This is a genomic window from Streptomyces sp. GL_148 (assembly GCF_057834205.1).
This window is the reverse complement of the sequence record NZ_CM174396.1, coordinates 5,300,732-5,319,196: the sequence shown is the minus strand read 5'-3', so window position 1 is coordinate 5,319,196 and position 18,465 is coordinate 5,300,732. Positions and strand designations below refer to the sequence as shown.

At 73.1% G+C, this 18,465-nt stretch carries 10 protein-coding genes; 3 read left to right on the top strand and 7 right to left on the bottom strand.

Annotated features, from left to right (window positions below; translation table 11 throughout):
- The first annotated feature begins 19 nt into the window (after positions 1–19).
- Complete coding sequence (locus tag AC3IYI_RS24670) at positions 20–283, top strand: chorismate mutase (RefSeq protein ID WP_489405789.1); 264 nt, start codon at positions 20–22, stop codon at positions 281–283.
- Positions 284–606: 323 nt separating this feature from the next.
- Here the strand turns inward: AC3IYI_RS24670 and AC3IYI_RS24665 are convergent, their stop codons facing one another.
- From AC3IYI_RS24665 to AC3IYI_RS24635, 7 genes are all read right to left on the bottom strand, one after another.
- A complete protein-coding gene (locus AC3IYI_RS24665) occupies positions 607–2,268 on the bottom strand; it encodes an LPXTG cell wall anchor domain-containing protein (RefSeq protein ID WP_489405788.1) in 1,662 nt (553 codons plus the stop codon).
- Positions 2,269–2,437: 169 nt separating this feature from the next.
- Entirely contained in the window at positions 2,438–4,273 is a 1,836-nt protein-coding gene (locus AC3IYI_RS24660) for a GMC oxidoreductase (protein WP_489405787.1), read from the bottom strand.
- A 22-nt stretch (positions 4,274–4,295) separates the two neighbouring features.
- Complete coding sequence (locus tag AC3IYI_RS24655; protein ID WP_489405786.1) at positions 4,296–5,924, bottom strand: succinic semialdehyde dehydrogenase; 1,629 nt, start codon at positions 5,922–5,924, stop codon at positions 4,296–4,298.
- Between the two features lie 180 nt (positions 5,925–6,104).
- A complete protein-coding gene (locus tag AC3IYI_RS24650) occupies positions 6,105–7,835 on the bottom strand; it encodes a serine/threonine-protein kinase (protein WP_489405785.1) in 1,731 nt (576 codons plus the stop codon).
- Between the two features lie 117 nt (positions 7,836–7,952).
- Positions 7,953–11,264 carry a protein kinase gene (locus tag AC3IYI_RS24645; RefSeq protein WP_489405784.1) on the bottom strand — a complete coding sequence of 1,104 codons (3,312 nt, stop codon included), beginning with the start codon at positions 11,262–11,264 and terminating at the stop codon, positions 7,953–7,955.
- A gap of 117 nt (positions 11,265–11,381) precedes the next feature.
- On the bottom strand, positions 11,382–14,063 hold the full coding sequence (locus AC3IYI_RS24640; RefSeq protein ID WP_489405783.1) for a serine/threonine-protein kinase: 2,682 nt from the start codon (positions 14,061–14,063) through the stop codon (positions 11,382–11,384).
- 281 nt (positions 14,064–14,344) lie between these two features.
- Complete coding sequence (locus AC3IYI_RS24635; RefSeq protein ID WP_489411644.1) at positions 14,345–16,000, bottom strand: glycerol-3-phosphate dehydrogenase/oxidase; 1,656 nt, start codon at positions 15,998–16,000, stop codon at positions 14,345–14,347.
- A gap of 402 nt (positions 16,001–16,402) precedes the next feature.
- On the opposite strand from AC3IYI_RS24635, the gene AC3IYI_RS24630 reads away from it, so the two are divergent.
- Positions 16,403–17,632: a nucleotide sugar dehydrogenase gene (locus AC3IYI_RS24630; protein ID WP_489405782.1), complete on the top strand. Its 1,230-nt coding sequence runs from the start codon at positions 16,403–16,405 to the stop codon at positions 17,630–17,632.
- Positions 17,633–17,797: 165 nt separating this feature from the next.
- Complete coding sequence (locus tag AC3IYI_RS24625; protein ID WP_489405781.1) at positions 17,798–18,364, top strand: hypothetical protein; 567 nt, start codon at positions 17,798–17,800, stop codon at positions 18,362–18,364.
- Positions 18,365–18,465: the final 101 nt, after the last annotated feature.

The following is an 18,465-nucleotide window of genomic DNA, read 5'->3' as shown; positions in this document are numbered from 1 at the left end:
CACCGACAGGAGACCGACCATGAGCACGATCACCACCACCCCCGAGCAGCTGATCGCCGGCTCCCGCGAGCGGATCGACGCCATCGACGACCGGATCATCGGCCTGATCCAGGAACGGATGGCCGTCTCGACCGTCATCCAGGAGGCCCGGATCGGCTCGGGCGGGCGCCGGGTGCACCTGTCGCGGGAGATGGAGGTCTTGAACCACTGGAGCGACGCCCTCGGCAAGTCGGGCACCACGCTCGCGATGACCTTGCTGGAGCTGTGCCGCGGCCGGGTCTGAGGCGCGCCGCGGTTGCCCGTGACGCCTGTTCGTCACCCGTCCGGACCGTGACCGCCCCCACGGCCCTTCGTTGATGCGGATGACCGTGCCAGCCAGGTGCGGGACCGCAGCACCACGCGTGGCTCCGCTGGAGCGATGAGACGCACCCCCTGCGGGGCGTGCGTCGTGGGACCTCGCTCCTTCATGTGACCGGACGGCAGGGGACAGCAGCCCGGTCACCACACGAGGACGGCCGGCCCGGGGGACGCCCCGGACCGGCCGTTCTTCTGTTTCCCCGTTGGTTCCCCCGCTAGCTCCCCCGTCGGGTTGCCCCGCCTGCGCCGTTACGCGCGGCCGGTGGCCCGTCGGCGGAACACCAGGAACACCGCGGCGCCGGCGGCCACGAGGACCGCACCGGCGAGCAGGACCGGCCCGGCGGTGGAGCCGGTCTCGGCGAGGCCGCCGCCCGGCCTCTTGCCGTTACCGGTACTGGCGCCCGGGCTCGGAGTGGCGCTTCCACTCGGCGTGGCCGACGGGCTCGTGGAGGCCGTCGGCTTCGGACCGGGGGTGGTCGGGGCCGTGGTCGGCGTGGGGACGATGTCCTTGCCGTTGATCACGAAGGCGGCCTTGTTGTTGGCGTGGTTCGGGTCCCAGCTCGCCGGCCTGGTGCCGTTCGGGGCCGCCCAGCCGCCGACCGTGACGGAGCCGGTGGCGTCCGCGATCACCTTCTCGATCTTCAGCTCGAACGGGAAGTCGAACTTCTCCTTCTCCCCGATGACGTGCGAGGTCGGGCAGAAGTAGCGCGGGGCGCCCAGCTGCTGCTCGCGCCAGTCCCCCGAGGCCGTGGCGGCCCTGCAGAACTCCGGCACCTTGGTGACCTTCGCGCCGGCCGGGATCACGATGTCCGCCATGGCCACGTCCTCGCCGGAGCGGAGGTAGGCGATCCACGCCGGGCCTTCGTTGCGGAAGCCGATCCCGGCCTTGACCGTCTCGCCCGCCTTGCCCTTCAGGGAGGTGCCGGACGCCACCAGGTCGGCGGTGTTCTTCACCGAGAAGTCGAACTCGTGCTGGTTGTTCCACGGGTCCAGGTCCGCCGTGCGCGGAGCGGCCTTGGCCGAGCGCACCTTGAGGCCCAGCTTCTTGCCCGTGCGGGGCGTGCTGAGCTTCTGCGTGGGCTTCGGCTGGGAGCCGGCTTCGTGCACTCCGTAGATCATTCCCTCGATGAAGGCGTGCGGAGCGGCCTTGAGGGTCAGCGCGCCGGCGATCTCGTAGACCTCGCCGGGCTTGACCTCGTTGTCGAAGGTGCAGACCGTCGTGCCCCAGCCCACGTTCCAGGGCTCGCTCTCGCTGTCGTCCTCGCTGTAGGCGCAGTTGTCGTACTGCTCGACCAGGCCCATGCCGTGCGTGGTGCCCAGTTCCAGCGCCACGCCCTTGACGGACTCGGTGCCCGTGTTGCCGAAGACGACCGGGAGCGGCTGGGTCTCGCCCGGGGTCAGCTTCGCCTTGAGCTTGGCCTTCTCCATGACCAGGTCGGGGCCGCCGACCTTGACCTTGGTGGTGGCGGGCTTGAAGGTGGCGCCCTCCGCCGAGCCGGTCATCGTCAGGTCGACGACCGTGCCGAGCTTGCTGCCCTTGGCGGCGGCGAGGTCCAGGGACACCACCGGGGTTCCGTGCCAGATCCCCCAGTCCTTGCAGGTGACCGTCGTCGCGACGAGCTTGCAGTCGGCGAACTGCTCCTTCGGGAGCGTCACGTCGACGATGCCCTTGAGCGCGCTCAGGTCGATCGTGTAGGTGCTCGGGTTGTCGAAGGGCTCGTCGGTCTCGCCCTCGACACGGAAGTCGACCGTGCTCGTCTGCGGCTTGCCGCTCTGCCCGGGGTGCGGGAACAGGCCGATCTCCGCCGGGCTGGTGAGCGTGAACACCGGGTCCGCGGCGTTCGCGGGAGTGGCGGCCAGACCGACGGCCACCAGGCCGGCTGCTGCCAGCAGGGAGATGTGCTTTCTCATGCCGGTCCTGACACGCGAAGGCCCTTCCCGGTTGCCCTCTTGAGCATGTGACGGACGCCACACCTCCGCTGCCGGTTTCCGCTACAACCATCCGGGCCGGGCGGCTGTCTTGCATGTAGTTCGGCGGGTACCGCGCTCGGAGGGGGAGTGCGGTGCCCGCCGAAGTCATTCAGCGGCTGATCTCGGCATCGGGCGGCTGTTCGGCGGGGGACGCCGTGCGCGGCGGAACCTCCGGTACCGCCAGGAACGGCAGGCGGAGCGCCCCGAAGGCCTCCTTCGGCACCGCCGGGCGGACCGGCTCCACGGCCTCCAGGCGGGCGTAGGCCGCCCCCTGCTCCGGGCGCGGATCGCGCTCGCCGTTGTTCGGCCAGTAGGACATCGCCCGTTCCGCTTGCGCGGTGATCGTCAGCGACGGGTTGACCCCGAGGTTCGCGGAGACCGCCGAGCCGTCCACCACCGAGATGCCCGGGTGCCCGTAGAGCCGGTGGTACGGGTCGACCACGCCCTCCTCGGGCGAGGCGCCGATCGGGCAGCCGCCGAGGAAGTGCGCCGTCAGCGGGGTGCCCATCAGCTCGCCGACGTTGCTGCCCGGGAACCCGTTGATCTCCTCGGCCAGCAGGGTCGCCGCCCGCGTGGCCTCGGCGATCTGTACCGGGTTGGGCGCTCCGTGGCCCTGTCGGGCGGTGAGCAGGCCCTTCCCTATGCCGCCGGGCTTGCGGTAGGTGGTCAGGGAGTTGTCGAGGGACTGCATGACCAGGCCGATGATGGTCCGCTCCGACCAGCGCCGGTTGGAGAGGGAGCGCAGCAGCTGGACGGGGTGCCGGGCGGTGCGCCCGAGCCAGGCGCGGACCCGGTGGGTGGAGTACGGCACCTGGAGGATCGTCATGAACCCCATCGCGTTGGAGCCCTTGCCGTAGCGCACCGGTTCGATGTGCGTGTCGGCGTTTGGGTGCACCGAGGAGGTGATGGCCACGCCCCGCGTGAAGTCGGCCCGCTTGTCCTTGCCGTGCCGCTTGCGGTAGCGGCGGTCATCGGTCTGAGCCCCTACGAGGCCTTCGGAGTTGGTCCGGGTCAGATCACCGAGGCGGTCCGAGAGGCGGGGCAGCTCACCGAGGTCCTTCATGGTGTGCAGGAGGGTCTGGGTGCCGTACGTGCCCGCCGCGACGACCACGTAGCGGGCGCGCAGCACCTTGGGTTCGGCGCGGCGGCGGCCCTGGGTGGGGACGGTGCGGACGCGGTAGCCGCCGTCGGGGTGGTCGCAGAGCGCGGTGACCGTGGTCATGGGGTGGATGACGGCGCCGGCCCGCTCCGCGAGGTGCAGGTAGTTCTCACCCAGGGTGTTCTTCGCGCCGTGCCGGCAGCCGGTCATGCACTCGCCGCACTCGGTGCAGGCCTTGCGGGCGGGACCGGCGCCGCCGAAGTACGGGTCGGCGACCTCGTCGCCGGGGCGGACCTTGACCTGGCCCTCGGCGTCGTCGCCGTCCCCGAAGAAGACGCCGACCGGGGCCATGTGGAAGGAGTCGGCGACGCCCATCTTGGCGGCGGCCGCCTTGAGGTGGACGTCGGACGGGGTCGTCGTCGGGTTGAGCCGGACCCCCAGCATCCGCTTGGCCTGGTCGTAGTAGGGGGCGAGCTCGTCCTGCCAGTCCGTGATGGACGCCCACTGCCGGTCCTCGAAGAAGGCGGTGGGGGGCACGTAGAGGGTGTTGGCGTAGTTGAGGGAGCCGCCGCCGACCCCGGCGCCCGCGAGGACCATCACGTTGCCGAGGAGGTGGATGCGCTGGATCCCGTACAGCCCGAGGGCCGGGGCCCACAGGTAGTTGCGCAGGTCCCAGCTGTTCTTCGGCAGGGTCTCGCGGGTGAAGCGGCGTCCTGCCTCCAGGACGCCGACCCGGTACCCCTTCTCGGTGAGCCGCAGCGCCGAGACCGACCCCCCGAAACCCGATCCGATGACGATGACGTCGTAGTCGTAGTCGTAGTCGTACGACACTGCGGTGCCTCCCACTGGAACGGACTGACCGAGCGGACTAGCGGAGCCGGAAGGCCTTCATGACCTTGAGGCTGCGGGTCATGAACGCCGCGTACTTCTCGTCGTCCATCCCCAGCGAGGGGCCCATCGGCAGCAGCCGCTGGTGGGCGACGGTCTGGGCCTCGGTGTACTTGAGGATGCCCTCGGAGCCGTGGCGGCGGCCGAGGCCGGATTCCTTCATGCCGCCCATGGGCGCCTGGGCGCTGCCGTAGGCCGGGGCGTAGCCCTCGTTGATGTTGACGGTGCCGGTGCGCAGGCGGGCCGCGACGGCGTGGCCGCGGCGGGCGGCCTTCGTCCACACGCTGGAGTTCAGGCCGTAGGGGGTGCCGTTGGCCTCCTCGATGACCTCGTCCTCGTCGGTGAAGCGGTAGATGGAGACGACCGGGCCGAAGGTTTCCTCCCCGCACACCGCCATCGCGGTCTCGACGCCGTCGAGGATGGTCGGCTCGTAGAAGAGCGGGCCGATGTCGGGGCGGGCGACGCCGCCGGCGACGAGGGTGGCGCCCTTGGCCACGGCGTCGTCCACGTGCTGCTGTACGGCCGCCAGCTGGCGTTCTCCGGCCAGGGAGCCCATGTCCGCGCCGTAGGCGAGCGAGGAGCCGAGGCGCATGGCCTTCGTGCGGGCGGCGAAGCGGGCGACGAACTCGTCGGCGATCGAGGCGTGGACGTACAGCCGCTCGATGGAGATGCAGAGCTGGCCCGCGGAGGAGAAGCAGGCGCGGACGGCGCCGGCGGCGGCCTTCTCCACATCGGCGTCGCGCAGGACGAGCATCGCGTTCTTGCCGCCGAGTTCGAGCGACACCCCGACCAGGCGGGCGGCCGCGCCCTGGGCCACCTCGCGGCCGGTACGCGTGGAGCCGGTGAACGAAACGTAGTCGGCGTGGCGGACCACCTCGGGGCCGACGACCGGGCCCTCGCCGAGGACGATCTGGAACACCTCGGCCGGCAGGCCGGCCTCGATCATCAGGTCGCGGGCCCACAGGGCGGTGAGCGCGGTCTCGGTGTCGGGCTTCATCACGACGGCGTTGCCCGCGACGAAGGCGGGCAGGGCGTCGCCGATGGACAGCTCGAGAGGGTAGTTCCAGGGCGCGATCTGGCCGACGACCCCCCGCGGCTGGCGCAGCTCGGTGACCTTGGTGAGGGTGGGCATGGCGCCCGTGTGGCCCTTGGGGCGCAGGTACGAGGGCGCCTTGCGGCCGTAGTGCCGGGCGGCGATCGAGACGGCCTGCACCTCCTCGTGGGCGTGCAGGCGGGCCTTGCCGGTCTCCAGCTGGATCAGGTCGAGCACCTCGGCCTGCCGGGCCAGGACCAGGTCGTGGAAGCGCAGCAGTACGGCGGCCCGGGCGCGGACGGGCACCGCGGCCCAGGCGGGCTGCGCGGCGCGGGCCGCGGCGAAGGCGGCCGCCACGTCCTCGGGGGTGGCTTCGGGGAGCTCCGCCAGCCGGTCCCCGGTGAAGGGGCTGTGGTTGGCGGTACGGCCGGAGCCGGCCACCCCGCGGGTCAGCCGGGCGACCAGTTCGGGGGTCACCACGTCGGCGGCGCTCCGGGCGCCGGCCGGGGCGGGGGCGACCGGATTGGTGGGCTGCGGGGCGCTGCGGAGGGGGGCCGGGGCCTGCGTGTCCGTCATGGCCGTGAGCGTATTGCGCCCGGGGGTGCTTTGGGTACCCGCCGGTAACCGGATTTTGCCATTTCTGCCAGTGATCGCTGGCAGGATGGCGGAATCCGGGGGCACCGGGACCCGCTGGGAGCACGCCGGGGGGCCGCCGGGGGGCCGCGGCGCGGTCCCGGAGGCCCGCCGGGGCCGGTCTCAGCCGGCCGGGGCCGGCTGCCAGCCGCTGAGCACGATGTCGAACTGTGACCGGGTCGTGTCCCAGTCCGCGACCGGACCCGACATGTACACCGCGTACTCGGTGCCGTCCGGCGCGTAGTACATCTGCTCGATGGCCTGCCGGGGCCCGGTGAACTTCCCGGTCTTCTCCGTCCAGGTGAACTCCCACAGGGCGGCCTTGACCTGCCCCCGGAAGGTGTTCGGGTGCAGGATCTGGCGCACGTAGTCGGAGCGCTGCTGGACCTGCTTCTCCAAGTCCAGCAGGTGTGCGTACGGGTCCTTGAACACCGGCTTGCGGTCCATCGCGATCCGGATGAAGTGCTTGCCGCCGTCCTGGGTGTAGTCGATCTGCGACCCGTCCTCCCGGCGCTTCCAGCCGTCCGGGACGAAGAGGGAGAAGCCCTCCTTGTCGACCGCCTTCGCCCAGCCCGCCGGCGGAGCTTCCTCCGCCCGCCCCTTGTCGTCCCCGCCACCGGACGAGGCACCGGGCGACTGGGGCCCACCGGCCGTCCGGCCCGGGATCCCCCCGTCCGTCTCCGAGTCGCTCGTGTACTTCAGGATCCCGAACACCCCGCCGCCGCCGAGCAGCGCCGCCACCACGGCGACGACCGCCGCGCGCCCGATCCGGCCGGGGGCTCCGCCGTCCCGGCGACCCGGCACGCGGGGTCCGGCCGGTCCGCTGGGTCCGCTCGGTCCGGCCTCGGACCGGGCGGAGAGTGCCCGCTCCGTCTCCGGTTCCGGTTCCGGGGCCCGGCCCGGGTCCGGCCCCTGGCCCCCGTCCGCGGGCAGCGCGGCCGTGTCCGCCGGATCGTTCCGGGCGGCGCCCAGTTCCTCGGAGCCCATCGCGCGCGTGGGTACGTACGCCTGCGCCGACTTCGGCTCCCGGCCCTCCATCGCCTGCAGCAGCATCTGCTCGGCCTCGTCGGCCGACGGCCGGTGCGCCGGGTCCTTGCGCAGCAGCGCCGTGATGACCGGGGCCAGCGCGCCCGCGTGGACGGGCGCGGGCGGCTCCTCGTTCACCACGGCCTGCAGGCTGGAGATCGGCGAGGTGCGGCGGAACGGCGAGCGCGCCTCGACGGCCGTGTACAGCGTCGCGCCGAGCGACCACAGGTCGGAGGCCGGATCGGGGGACCCGCCGGTGACCCGTTCGGGGGCCAGGTAGTCGATGGAGCCGACGAGTTCGCCGGTGCGCGTGATGGATGAGTCGCCCTCGATCGCGGCGATGCCGAAGTCGGCGAGCATCACCCGCCCGTCCTTGGCGAGCATCACGTTGCCCGGTTTGACGTCCCGGTGCAGTACGCCGACCGCGTGCGCGGCGCGCAGCGCGCCGAGCACGTGCAGCCCGATCCGGGCCGCCTCGCGAGGTTCGATCCGGCCGGCCGTCTTCGCCGCGTCCGCGAGGGAAGGGCCGTCGATGTACTCCATGACGATCCAGGGCCGGTCGTCGTGCTCCAGTACGTCGTGCACGGTGACGACTGCCGGATGCTGGATCCGGGCCGCGGCCCGGGCCTCCTTCTGCGTCCGGGCGTGCAGGACGTCCCGGTCCGCCTGGGCGACGTACAGCCCGGCCGTCAGTTCCTTGACGGCGACCGTCCTGTGCAGCAGCTCGTCATGGGCGCGCCACACCTTGCCCATGCCGCCCCTGCCGATGGGCTCGACGAGCCGGTACCGGCCCGCGAGCACCGCACCCGCACCTGTCTGCTGTTCCACGAATCCCCGCCGCCGCTCTGTGCACTTCCGGTCAGACTACGGAGATCGCGGGCGGCGACGGAACCACTCGGAGGCGGTTGGGCCGCACTGTGACGCAATCGCCGTACTGATAGCTCGTCAGCCGCCGCTCTTGTAGCTGGCCGTCGCCTGCTCGAAGGTCTCGGTGACCTTGCCCTCCTGGTCCTGCGGGCCCGTGACCATGACGACGTGGTAGGACCCTCCGAGCGCGACGACGAAGTTGCGGGCCACGACGGAACGGCCGTTGCCGTCGATCCAGGTGTACCGGCCGGTGACGCGGAGCTGGTTGCCGACCTTGGTGGACTTGATGTCGCTGACGCTGGACCAGGTGGAGGAGCGGTACGGAGCCAGTTCCGGCTCCTTGTCCTTCTGGTAGGTGGCGGGGTCGGGGTTGCCCTGGACCTTGTCCCGGCCGGGGACGACGGTCAGGACGAAGTCCCCCTCCGTGTACCGGACCTGACCGGACTCGTTCATTCCGCGGCGCTCCCAGCCGTTCGGGACGTTGATCGAGAAGTGCTCGGCGTCCTGCTGGGTCGTGTACCCGGCCGGAGCGGGGGCGTTGGTCTGCGGAGCGGGCCTGGACTCGGGCGGGTTCACGGACGGGCTCGGGGCCTGGCCGGACCCGCTCGGCTTCGGGCCCGGGCTCTGGCCGGGACTGCGGCCCGGGGTCTGCGACTGGGTCGCGGCGGGCGGCTTCATCCCGGCGGCCTTCTGCCCGCCGCCCTGCGGATCGGCGGAACGGGGCATGAAGAACAGGGCGTAGGCCACCGCTCCGGAGAGCAGGACGAGGATCCCGAGTAACAGGGACCGCCCCAGCGAGCGCGGCTTGCGGGGGTGTTCGGCGCTGCGGTGCCGGCCGTGCAGGTCGGCTCGCCGCCGCACGACGGGCAGCCTGGCCGGGTCCTCCACCACCGGCGGCAGCATGGCGAAGCCGCCCTCGGGCTCCGGTGCGGACCGCACGAGGGAGCGCAGCCAGCCGCGGAGCTCCTCGAAGTCGGGCCGCTCGGTCGGGTCCTGGCGCAGCAGGGACTCCACGATGGGGCGCAGCGGGCCGCACTCCTCGGCGAAGGCGGGGGGCTCGGCGCAGACCATCTCCACGAGCTCGGCGACGCTGTCCTCGGGGTACGGGGCATGCCCCTGCACGGCCCGGTACAGCAGCGCGCCGAGCCCCCAGAGGTCGGTGGCCGGCCCCACCGGCGCGGCCAGCTGCCACGGCCCGTGCACGGCCTGCGCCTGCTCGGGAGCCCACCGCTCGGTAACGGCCCCGACCACGGCCATCCGCGTCTGCCGAGCCCGCTCGGCATCAAGCCCGCTCCGCGGCCCGCTCCCCCACCCGGCAGCGCCACCACCGGGGCGGGACGCCCCGTAACCACCCCCTGCGGGAGCCACCGCGTATCCGCCACCGGCCTGCGGGCCACCCTGTTCGGAGCCCGCCTGATCCAGCCGGCCCGGCCCGAGCTGGGGCTGGGGCTGGGGCTGGGGCTGGGGCTGGGGCTGGGGCTGGCGGCCGTAGCCGGCGCCGTCTCGCGCTACCGGCTGACCGAAGCCCGCCTGATCCGGCCGGCCCGCTCCCGGCGGGGGCTGCTGCCCGTAGCCGGGCTCGTGGCCGGGACCGGGGACCGCCCGGTGCTCCGCGCCGTCCTGGGGATGCGCCTGCGCCCGGCCGCCCGGCGGCGTCGCCGACTGTCCGGGGCCCTGGCCGTCGCCGGAGGCCCGGGGCGTGACACCGCCCGGGGTGTCCGCCTGCTGGTAGCCCTGCGGAAGGGCGAGTTGCGCCGGCAGCGCGGCGCGGGCCGGCGGCTCCGCTTCGGCCGGGGGCAGGGCCTTTCGGCGCGGGGTGGCTCCGTGCCAGGTCGCACCGCTGTCCGGGCCGCCGCCGTACGGGTACGAGTACCCCTGCGGCAGCTTCGACCCCTCCGGCCTCGGCTCCGCCTCCTGCTCCGGCGCGGGCTCCGCCCCGGCCTTGCGCTGCTCGGTGATCCGCGCGGCGGCCTGGGCCCCGGCCCGGTACGCGGCGATGGCCCCGGCCCGCGCGGCGGCCTTCAGATCGGGCCGCTCCCCGGCGGCACCCGGGGCACCGGAAGTGGCAGGGGCGCCGGAGGCACTGGGAGCGCCCGAGGTCCCGAGAGTGCCGGAGGTACGGGGGGTGCTCGGAGCACCGGGGGCACCGGGAGTGCCGAGGGTGCCTGGAGCACCGGCGGAGCCGGGGGTACCCGGACCGCCGGGGGTACCCGGAGCACCCGGAGCGCCGAGGATCCCGGGAGCACCGAGGGCGCCGGAGGCACCGGGAGCGCCGGGGATGCCGGGAGCACCCGGAGCGCCGGAAGTGCCGGAAGCATCGGGGCCGTTCGCGGTACCGGGGCTTATGTGGTCCCGGTAGCGCGGCCCGGTGTCGTACCCCGGAGCGACGAGCGGCGCGTACTCCGCCGCGTTCCCGCCCCCCTGGGGGATCGCACCCGCACCGGCCCCGGCCCCGCCATCCTGGCGGGAACGCTCCGCGGGCCCGCCCCCGTACGTGTCGTCGTACCGGTCGTCGCCGAGCTCCCCGCCCTGCCGTCCGCCGACCGGCCCCACGCCGGGCCCGGATCCATGACCGAACCCCTGCCCGGCCCCCTGCCCGGCCCCCTGCCCGTACCTGGCGTCCGCCGCCGGCCCACCCCAGGAGCCGCCCGGGGCACCGCCGCCGTACCCCGCGCCCGCCCCGGGCCCGGCCAGGGCGCCGCCGCCGCTCGTCGGCCGGCCCGCCGCGAACCCCGCGGCACCACCCTGTTCACGGCCCGGTTCACCGCCCGGCCAGGGCCAAGCAGAGTCGCCCGTACCGTCCTGCGGGGGGACCGGGTCGTACCCGCACAGGGCGTCCTCCGCCGCCCCCGCCGCGAGCCCCGTCAGGACGACCCGCCCGTCCTCGCAGATCAGTACGGTCCGCATGGTGATGTTCCGGTGCGTCCACCCGTGCGCGTGCAGCACCCGCAGAGCGGTCAGTACGTCCGCCGCCACCTCCGCCGCCCGGTACGGGCTCAGCGGTTCGTCGGCGATCAGCGCCGCCAGCGGTCGGGCCGGGACGAGTTCGCTCACTATCCACAGCGACCCGCCCTCCGCGAAGACGTCGAAGACCTGGTCCAGCCGCGGATGGTCCGGTACGGACGCCGCCGCCTGCGCCGCCTCGATCGCCCTGCGCACGGCGGGCAGTTCACCGTGCGGTACGTGCAGGCCCCCCGCGGCGGGGGGACCGCCCCGCGTGCCGTCCAGCAGCTCCGCGTCGACGACCTCCGGCAAGGGGACCTGCCGTACGAGGACTTCCTGGCCGCTGCGCGTGTCGAAGGCGCGGGTCTCGATCAGTTCGTAGGCGTCCGACGGCGGCAGCGGCAGACGGTAGCGCTCGGCCAGGATCCGGCCCGCGTAGTCCTCCACATCGCCTCCCCCGAGAGCTGCGGGCCCGTCCCCCAGGCCCCGTTGACACGATACGACGCCCAAGGCGCCCGCGTCCCGGCCCTGACGAGGCTGACCCGAGCCCGCTCGGGGCGCGAATCAGCCCCGTGGCTGGAAGGTGTCGAACGCCGTGGTGCGCAGCTGCGTGCACTCCGCCGCGTCCCACTGGTCGGCGAGGCAAGTGATCATGATGGCGTAGCCGTGCTTCGAGTCGATCCTGAACCCGCGGTCGAGCACCCGGACCCGTGCGCCCTTCTGGTCCCGCTCGAACTCCCAGTCCGCGACCGTCGGGTACCCGCGGTACGAAACCGCTTCGAGGCGCAGCAGCTTGTAGTTGCTGCTGCTGCTCGCCACGCCCGGGGCCGCCGCCAGCCAGGCGGCGCGTGCGTCGTCCTTCGGCGAGCTGTTGAAGTCGATCTGAATGCGCGGGAAACCGCCGTCGCGGCTGTAGATGACGCCGTCGTTGTTCCCTATCACGCCGGTCTGCTTGAAGCCCTCGGGCATGACCATCGCGAAATGGAACCCGGGGTCGTCGACCTGGAAGTACCCGGGCGGGATCCCGGGCAGGCCTCCCCCTGGCGTGGCTCCCTGGCCCTGGCCGGGGTTGGTCCCGGAACCCGGCGACTGGCCCGGGTCCGGCGAACCGGCGACCGAGCCGGACGGCTCGCCGGACTTCGGCGGGGGCGAGGGCGCGGACGAAGCCGGGGGCGACGGCGACGGCGACGGCGAGGAGCCGGCCACGGGGCCCGAAGCGGCTGCGGAACCGCCGCCCTTGCCGTCCTTCGGGGAAGCACCCTTGTCGTCGTCGCCGCTGACGGCGTACGCGATGACCGAGCCGATGACGGCGAGCGCCACGACCACACCGGCTATCGCGAGCGCGATGGTGCGGCGCGGCACGACGTCGGTGAGCGGGGCCGCGACGGGCGACGGGCGCGGCGACGGGGACTCGGCGGCGGTCGCGGTCGTGGCCGTGGCCTTAGCGGCGGCCGCGGCCGCGGCACTGGCGGCCGCCGCCTTGCGGGCCGACTTCAACGCCGCGCGGGCGCGCTCGCGCTGCTCGCGCTCACGGCGCTCGCGTTCCTTCTTCTCCGTCTTCTCGGCGACCTTGGCCGCCTTGTCGGCCGCTGCCTTCTCGGCGGCGTCCTGGGCCTCGGCGAGCGATATCTGCCGGGTCTCCTCGACGTCCGGGGCGGCTACGGGAGCCGGCGGCTCGGGCGCTTCGATCACGGCGGTGAGCAGCGCCCGCGCGCGGTCGTCGTCGAGCCGGTGGGCGGGGTCCTTGACGAGGAGGCCGTAGATGACCTCTGTCAGCGGGCCGGCGTTCTTCGGCGGTTCGACGGGCTCGGTCATCACGGCGGTGAGCGTCGCGAGCGCCGACCCCTTGTCGTACGGGGGCACCCCCTCGACCGCGGCGTACAGCAGGCCGCCGAGCGACCACATGTCCGCGGGCGGGCCGGGGCGCTGGCCGCGGGCGCGCTCGGGCGAGATGTACGAGGGCGCGCCGACGAGCATGCCGGTGGAGGTGACGGAGGGGTCGCCCTCGACCTGGGCGATGCCGAAGTCGGTGAGGACCACGCGGCCGTTGCCGTGGTCGGCGAGGAGCACGTTGGAGGGCTTCACGTCCCGGTGCAGGATGCCCTGGCGGTGGGCGGCACGCAGGACGTCGAGCACGGCGAGGCCGACTTCCGCCGCGCGGCGGGGGGTCAGCGGGCCGCTCTCGCGGATGAACTCCGCGAGCGAGGGGCCCTCGATGAGCTCCATGACGATCCACGGCCGGCCGTCTTCGTCGACGACGTCGTAGACGGTGACCGCGCCGCCGCTGCGGATCCGGGCGATGGCCTTCGCCTCGCGAAGGGTGCGGGTGATGAGGCGGCGCTTCTCGTCCTCGTCGACGCCGCTGCCGAAGCGGAGTTCCTTGACGGCGACGGTCCGGCCGAGGGTCTCGTCCTGGGCGCGCCAGACGGTGCCCATGCCGCCCTTGCCGAGGATGTCACTGAGCCGGTACCGGCCCGCGAGCAGCCGGCCCTCGTCCTGAGCGCCCGCTCCCGCCTTGGCGGCGGCGGCCTTGACGGCGGCGGCCACCTCGTCGGCCTTGCTCACCGCGACGGGCTTCGCGTCCTCGCCCCCACCATCCGCCCGCACGACGGCAGCCTTCCGCAACTCCGCCTTCACCCCGACAGGCTTCGCGTCTTCGGGCTCCGCCTTCTTCCCGACAGGCTTCGCATCCTCGGCCTCAGCCTTCACCCGGGCAGGCTTGGCGTCTTCGGGCTCCACCTTCACCCGTGCAGGCTTCGCGTCTTCGGGCTCCACCTTCACCCGTGCAGGCTTCGCGTCTTCGGGCTCCGCCTTCACCCGTGCAGGCTTCGCGTCTTCGGGCTCCGCCTTCACCCGTGCAGGCTTCGCACCCTCGGGCTCCGCCTTCACACCGACAGGCTTCGCACCATCGGACCCGGCGCCCACACTCGCGGGCTTCGCATCCTCGGGCTCAGCCCCACCGGCGGCCTTGGCCGCAGCAGGCTTCCGCGGCTCCGGCTCCACGGCGGAAGCAGCGGGCTCCGCGTCCTCCGGGCCGGCCACCCCCGCAGCAGCCTCAGCGGCCTTCGCAGGCCCGGCCACACCGGCTTCGGCTTCGGCTTCGGCTTCGGCTTCGGCTTCGGCTTCGGCTTCGGCTTCGGCTTCGGCTTCGGCAGCGTCCGCAGGGTCGGCGGCGGCGTCCGCAGGGGCGGCTGCCGAAGCGCCGCCGGCCTTCGCAGCCCCCGTCTCAGCGGCCTTCGCGGCCACGGCTCGCTTCGCCGCTCCCGCCGCAGGCGTCTCGGCGGGAGACTTCGGGTCCGTCGGGGGTGTCGCCGGAGGCACCGGCGATCCCGTCCCGACAGACGGCTCCGGCGACTCGGTGTGCTCCGGCTTCGACATGCGTCCCCTCTGCGTTCGTGCCGCCTGCTCCGGTTGCCCTGGCAGCGGCCGGGGTGCCCGGTAACCCACCCCGGCAGAACCCTCATTGTCCCTTACTCCGCAACGGACGGGAGCCCCGGGTCCGCGGTTCCGCCCGCAAGGTCGCGGAGTTACAACGGGACGATGTCCGGCGCCCCCAGCCTCGCCGCGTCCGCCGCCTGATCGTCCGGCTGGCGCTGCGATTCCCGTTCCGCCTGCACCCTCTTCTCGTAGTGCTCCACCTCCTTCTCGATCTGCTGCTCGTCCCATCCCAGAACCGGAGCCATCAACTCCGCACACTCGCGCGCCGATCGCGTCCCCCGGTCGAAGGTCTCGATCGAGATCCGCGTCCGCCTGGTCAGCACGTCGTCCAGGTGCCGCGCCCCCTCGTGCGAGGCCGCGTAGACCACCTCGGCGCGGAGGTAGTCGTCGGCGCCCGTCAGCGGCTCCCCGAGGGAGGGGTCTTCCGCGATCAGTGCCAGCAGTTCCTCCGTCAGCGAGCCGTACCGGTTCAAGAGGTGCTCCACCCGCACCACATGGAGCCCCGTCCGCGCGGCGATCCGCGCCCGGCCGTTCCACAGGGCCCGGTACCCCTCGGCCCCGACCAGCGGCACGTCCTCCGTCACGCACGGCGCGACCCGCTGGTCCAGCCCGTGCACCGCCTCGTCCACCGCGTCCTTGGCCATCACCCGGTACGTCGTGTACTTGCCACCCGCGACCACCACCAGCCCCGGCACCGGATGCGCCACCGTGTGCTCGCGCGAGAGCTTGCTCGTCGCGTCCGACTCCCCGGCCAGCAGTGGCCGCAGGCCGGCGTAGACCCCCTGAACGTCGTCCCGGGTGAGCGGGACCGCCAGCACCGAGTTCACGTGCTCCAGCAGATAGTCGATGTCCGCGCTCGACGCCGCCGGGTGCGCCTTGTCCAGGTCCCAGTCGGTGTCCGTGGTGCCCACGATCCAGTGCCGGCCCCACGGGATGACGAAGAGCACCGACTTCTCGGTCCGCAGGATCAGCCCGGTCGAGGAGTGGATCCGGTCCTTGGGCACGACGAGGTGGATGCCCTTCGAAGCCCGCACGTGGAACTGCCCGCGCTCCCCGATCAGCGCCTGGGTGTCGTCCGTCCACACCCCCGTGGCGTTCACGATCTGCTTCGCCCGGATCTCGTACTCCCCGCCGCCCTCCACATCCCGTACCCGCGCGCCGACGACCCGCTCGCCCTCCCGCAGGAAGCCGATGACCCTCGCCCGGTTGGCGCACTGCGCCCCGTACGCAGCAGCCGTCCGGACCAGGGTCGCCACGTAACGGGCGTCGTCCATCTGGGCGTCGTAGTACTGCAGGGCGCCCACCAGCGCGTCCTTGCGCAGCGCCGGCGCGATCCGCAGGGCGCGCTTGCGGGAGAGGTGGCGGTGCGTCGGCAGCCCGCGTCCGTGGCCGCTGGAGAGCGACATGGCGTCGTACAGCGCGACGCCCGAACCGGCATAGAACCTCTCCCACCCCTTGTGCTGCAACGGGTAGAGGAACGGCACCGGCTTCACCAGGTGCGGGGCGAGCCGCCCCAGCAGCAGGCCGCGCTCCTTGAGCGCCTCCCGCACGAGGGCGAAGTCGAGCATCTCCAGGTATCTGAGCCCTCCGTGGATGAGCTTGCTGGAACGGCTGGAGGTCCCCGAAGCCCAGTCCCTCGCCTCCACCAGCCCGGTCGCCAGGCCTCTGGTCACAGCGTCGAGGGCGGTCCCGGCGCCCACCACACCGGCGCCGACCACCAGCACGTCCAGCTCCCGCTCGGCCATCCCGGCGAGCGCCTCGGCCCGCTGCACGGGCCCCAGCGAGGCCCGCCCACCGCCTCCCCCCGTACCCGCCGCTGCGCCCGTACCTGCCCCTGCCCCTGCCCCTGCTCCTGTCCCAGTGCTCACGGCTGCCTGCCTCCCGTTGACGCGGGTCGCCCCGTCCGCCCTATGCGGTCATCCCACCGGTTATGGGTGATCCCGCTCACATCGCCCGTTCATGATTCTGACCGGCCGCATCCACATCAGCCACCGCCTGTGGATAACACGGAGGCGGCCAAGACCCCTGAATACGACATATCTGTCATATATACGCCTAGTCTGACATTGCGCCAGATCTCCTCCTCCACAGGACTTGCGCGCTCCGCCCCCTCATGCATGTCAGGGAAGGGAAGGGACGGCACCCCCATGCCCGCAGATCTCGCCGTCATCGGACTCGGCCATCTCGGCCTCCCGCTCGCCCAGGCAGCCGTGGCCGCCGGGATCGAGACGGTCGGCTACGACAGCGGTCCGGCGACGGACTCCACCCTCACCGCCGCCGAGGTCCGCCGCATGTCGGCGGCCGGCTTCCGGGTCACCACCAACCCCGCCGAACTGGGCCGGGTCCGCACGGCCGTCATCTGCGCCCCCACCCAGCTCGGCGCCGACCGCGCACTCGACCTGTCCGCGGTGGGCGAGGCGGGCCGCACGCTCGCCGCCCGGCTGCGCCCGCACACCACCGTCATCCTCGAATCGGCGGCCCACCCGGGCGTCACCGAGGAGTACCTGCGCCCGATCCTCGAATCGGGCTCCCGCCTGCGCGCCGGCCGGGACTTCCACCTGGCCTACTCCCCCAGCCGCCTCGACCCCGGAAACCGCACGCACGGCATCTCCAACACCCCCAAGGTCATCGGCGGCCTCACCCCGGCCTGCACCGAGTCCGCGCACGCCTTCTACGCCCGCCTCACCGAGAAGGTGGTCCGCGCCCGCGGCCTGCGCGAGGCCGAAACGGTCCAGCTCCTCGAAACGAACTACCGGCACGTCAACATCGCCCTCATGAACGAGATGGCCGTGCTCTGCCACGACCTGGGCGTGGACCTGTGGGACGTCATCCGGTGCGCCGAGACCAAGCCGTACGGGTTCCAGGCCTTCCGCCCCGGCCCCGGAGTCGGCGGCCACGGAGTCCCCCTCGACCCCAACTACCTCCCCCACACCACCCGCACCCCGGGCCACCCGCTGCGCATGGTCGGTCTGGCGCAGGAGATCAACGACCGGATGCCTCAGTACGTCATCCAGCGCAGCGCGACCCTGCTCAACGAGCACGGCAAGTCCGCGCGCGGCGCCCGCGTCCTCCTCCTGGGCGTCACCTACAAGCCGGACCTCGCCGACCAGGAGGGCTCCCCGGCGCGCGAGATCGCCAGCCGCCTCCTCGACCTCGGTGCGCTGATCAGCTACCACGACCCGTACATCGCCGGATGGCGCGTCAGGGACCAGCCCGTCCCCCGCGCCGAATCGCTGTACGAGGCCGCCGCCAACGCCGATCTGACGATCCTGCTCCAGCACCACCGCACCTACGACCTGCAAGGCCTGGCGGTGAAGGCCCAGTTGCTGCTGGACACCCGCGGCGCCAGCCCGGCGGGCGCCGCACACCGCCTCTAGGGCCTGTCTTCCGGATCTTGCCTGGCCCGCGTCGGCCGCCCCGCCGAAACCCCTCCACGGATGTCGCAGGCTGCTGCTAGCCTGCGGCGACTTATCTCGCGCATACAACCCCACGTCGGTCGTGCGGTTCCCGTGTGCCCACAATCCCTGGGGGGGATTTCTTTCATGAGCCAGCAGATCCAGCCGCCCGTACCCGACTCCGCGACGCCCGCGCCGGCGCCGGCACCCACCACTGCGCCCGACGCCGTCCCGGCGCCCCCGGTCGGGGCCGGCTTCCCCGCCCAGAGCGGTGCCTCGTTCCTGGCCGCGGCCCCGGCCCCGGTCCGCCCCGACAACGTGGCCCTCGGCATCGTCGCCGCGTTCGTCGCCGCCCTGGCCGCGGCCGCGGCGTACGGCGGCATCATGAACGGCCTGGAGCGGCAGTTCAGCTACGCCGCGATCGGCGTCGGCCTGCTCGTCGGCTTCGCCGCCGCCAAGGTCGGCGGCCGCAACCCGGTCCTGCCCGTGGTCGCGGCACTGTTCTCCCTCGGCGCCGTCTACCTCGGGCAGCTGTTCTTCGTCGCGCTCTACGTCGCCAAGGTGGCCAACACCAGCCTGGGCGACGTGATCGACACCATGGGCGTCAGCGGCGTCAACGACGCCCTGCAGCAGGGCTCCGACTTCCTGGACTACGTCTTCATCGCCATCGGCGGCATCACCGCCTTCAGCGTCGCCCGGAAGCGCAACGGCTGAGCGGTCCACCGCCCGCCACCCCGGCAGCCGAGCCCGGACCACCGGGCCGGCCTGCCGTCAGCAGGCCGCCGGACGGCGTCGCCGGCCAACGCCCCGATTCC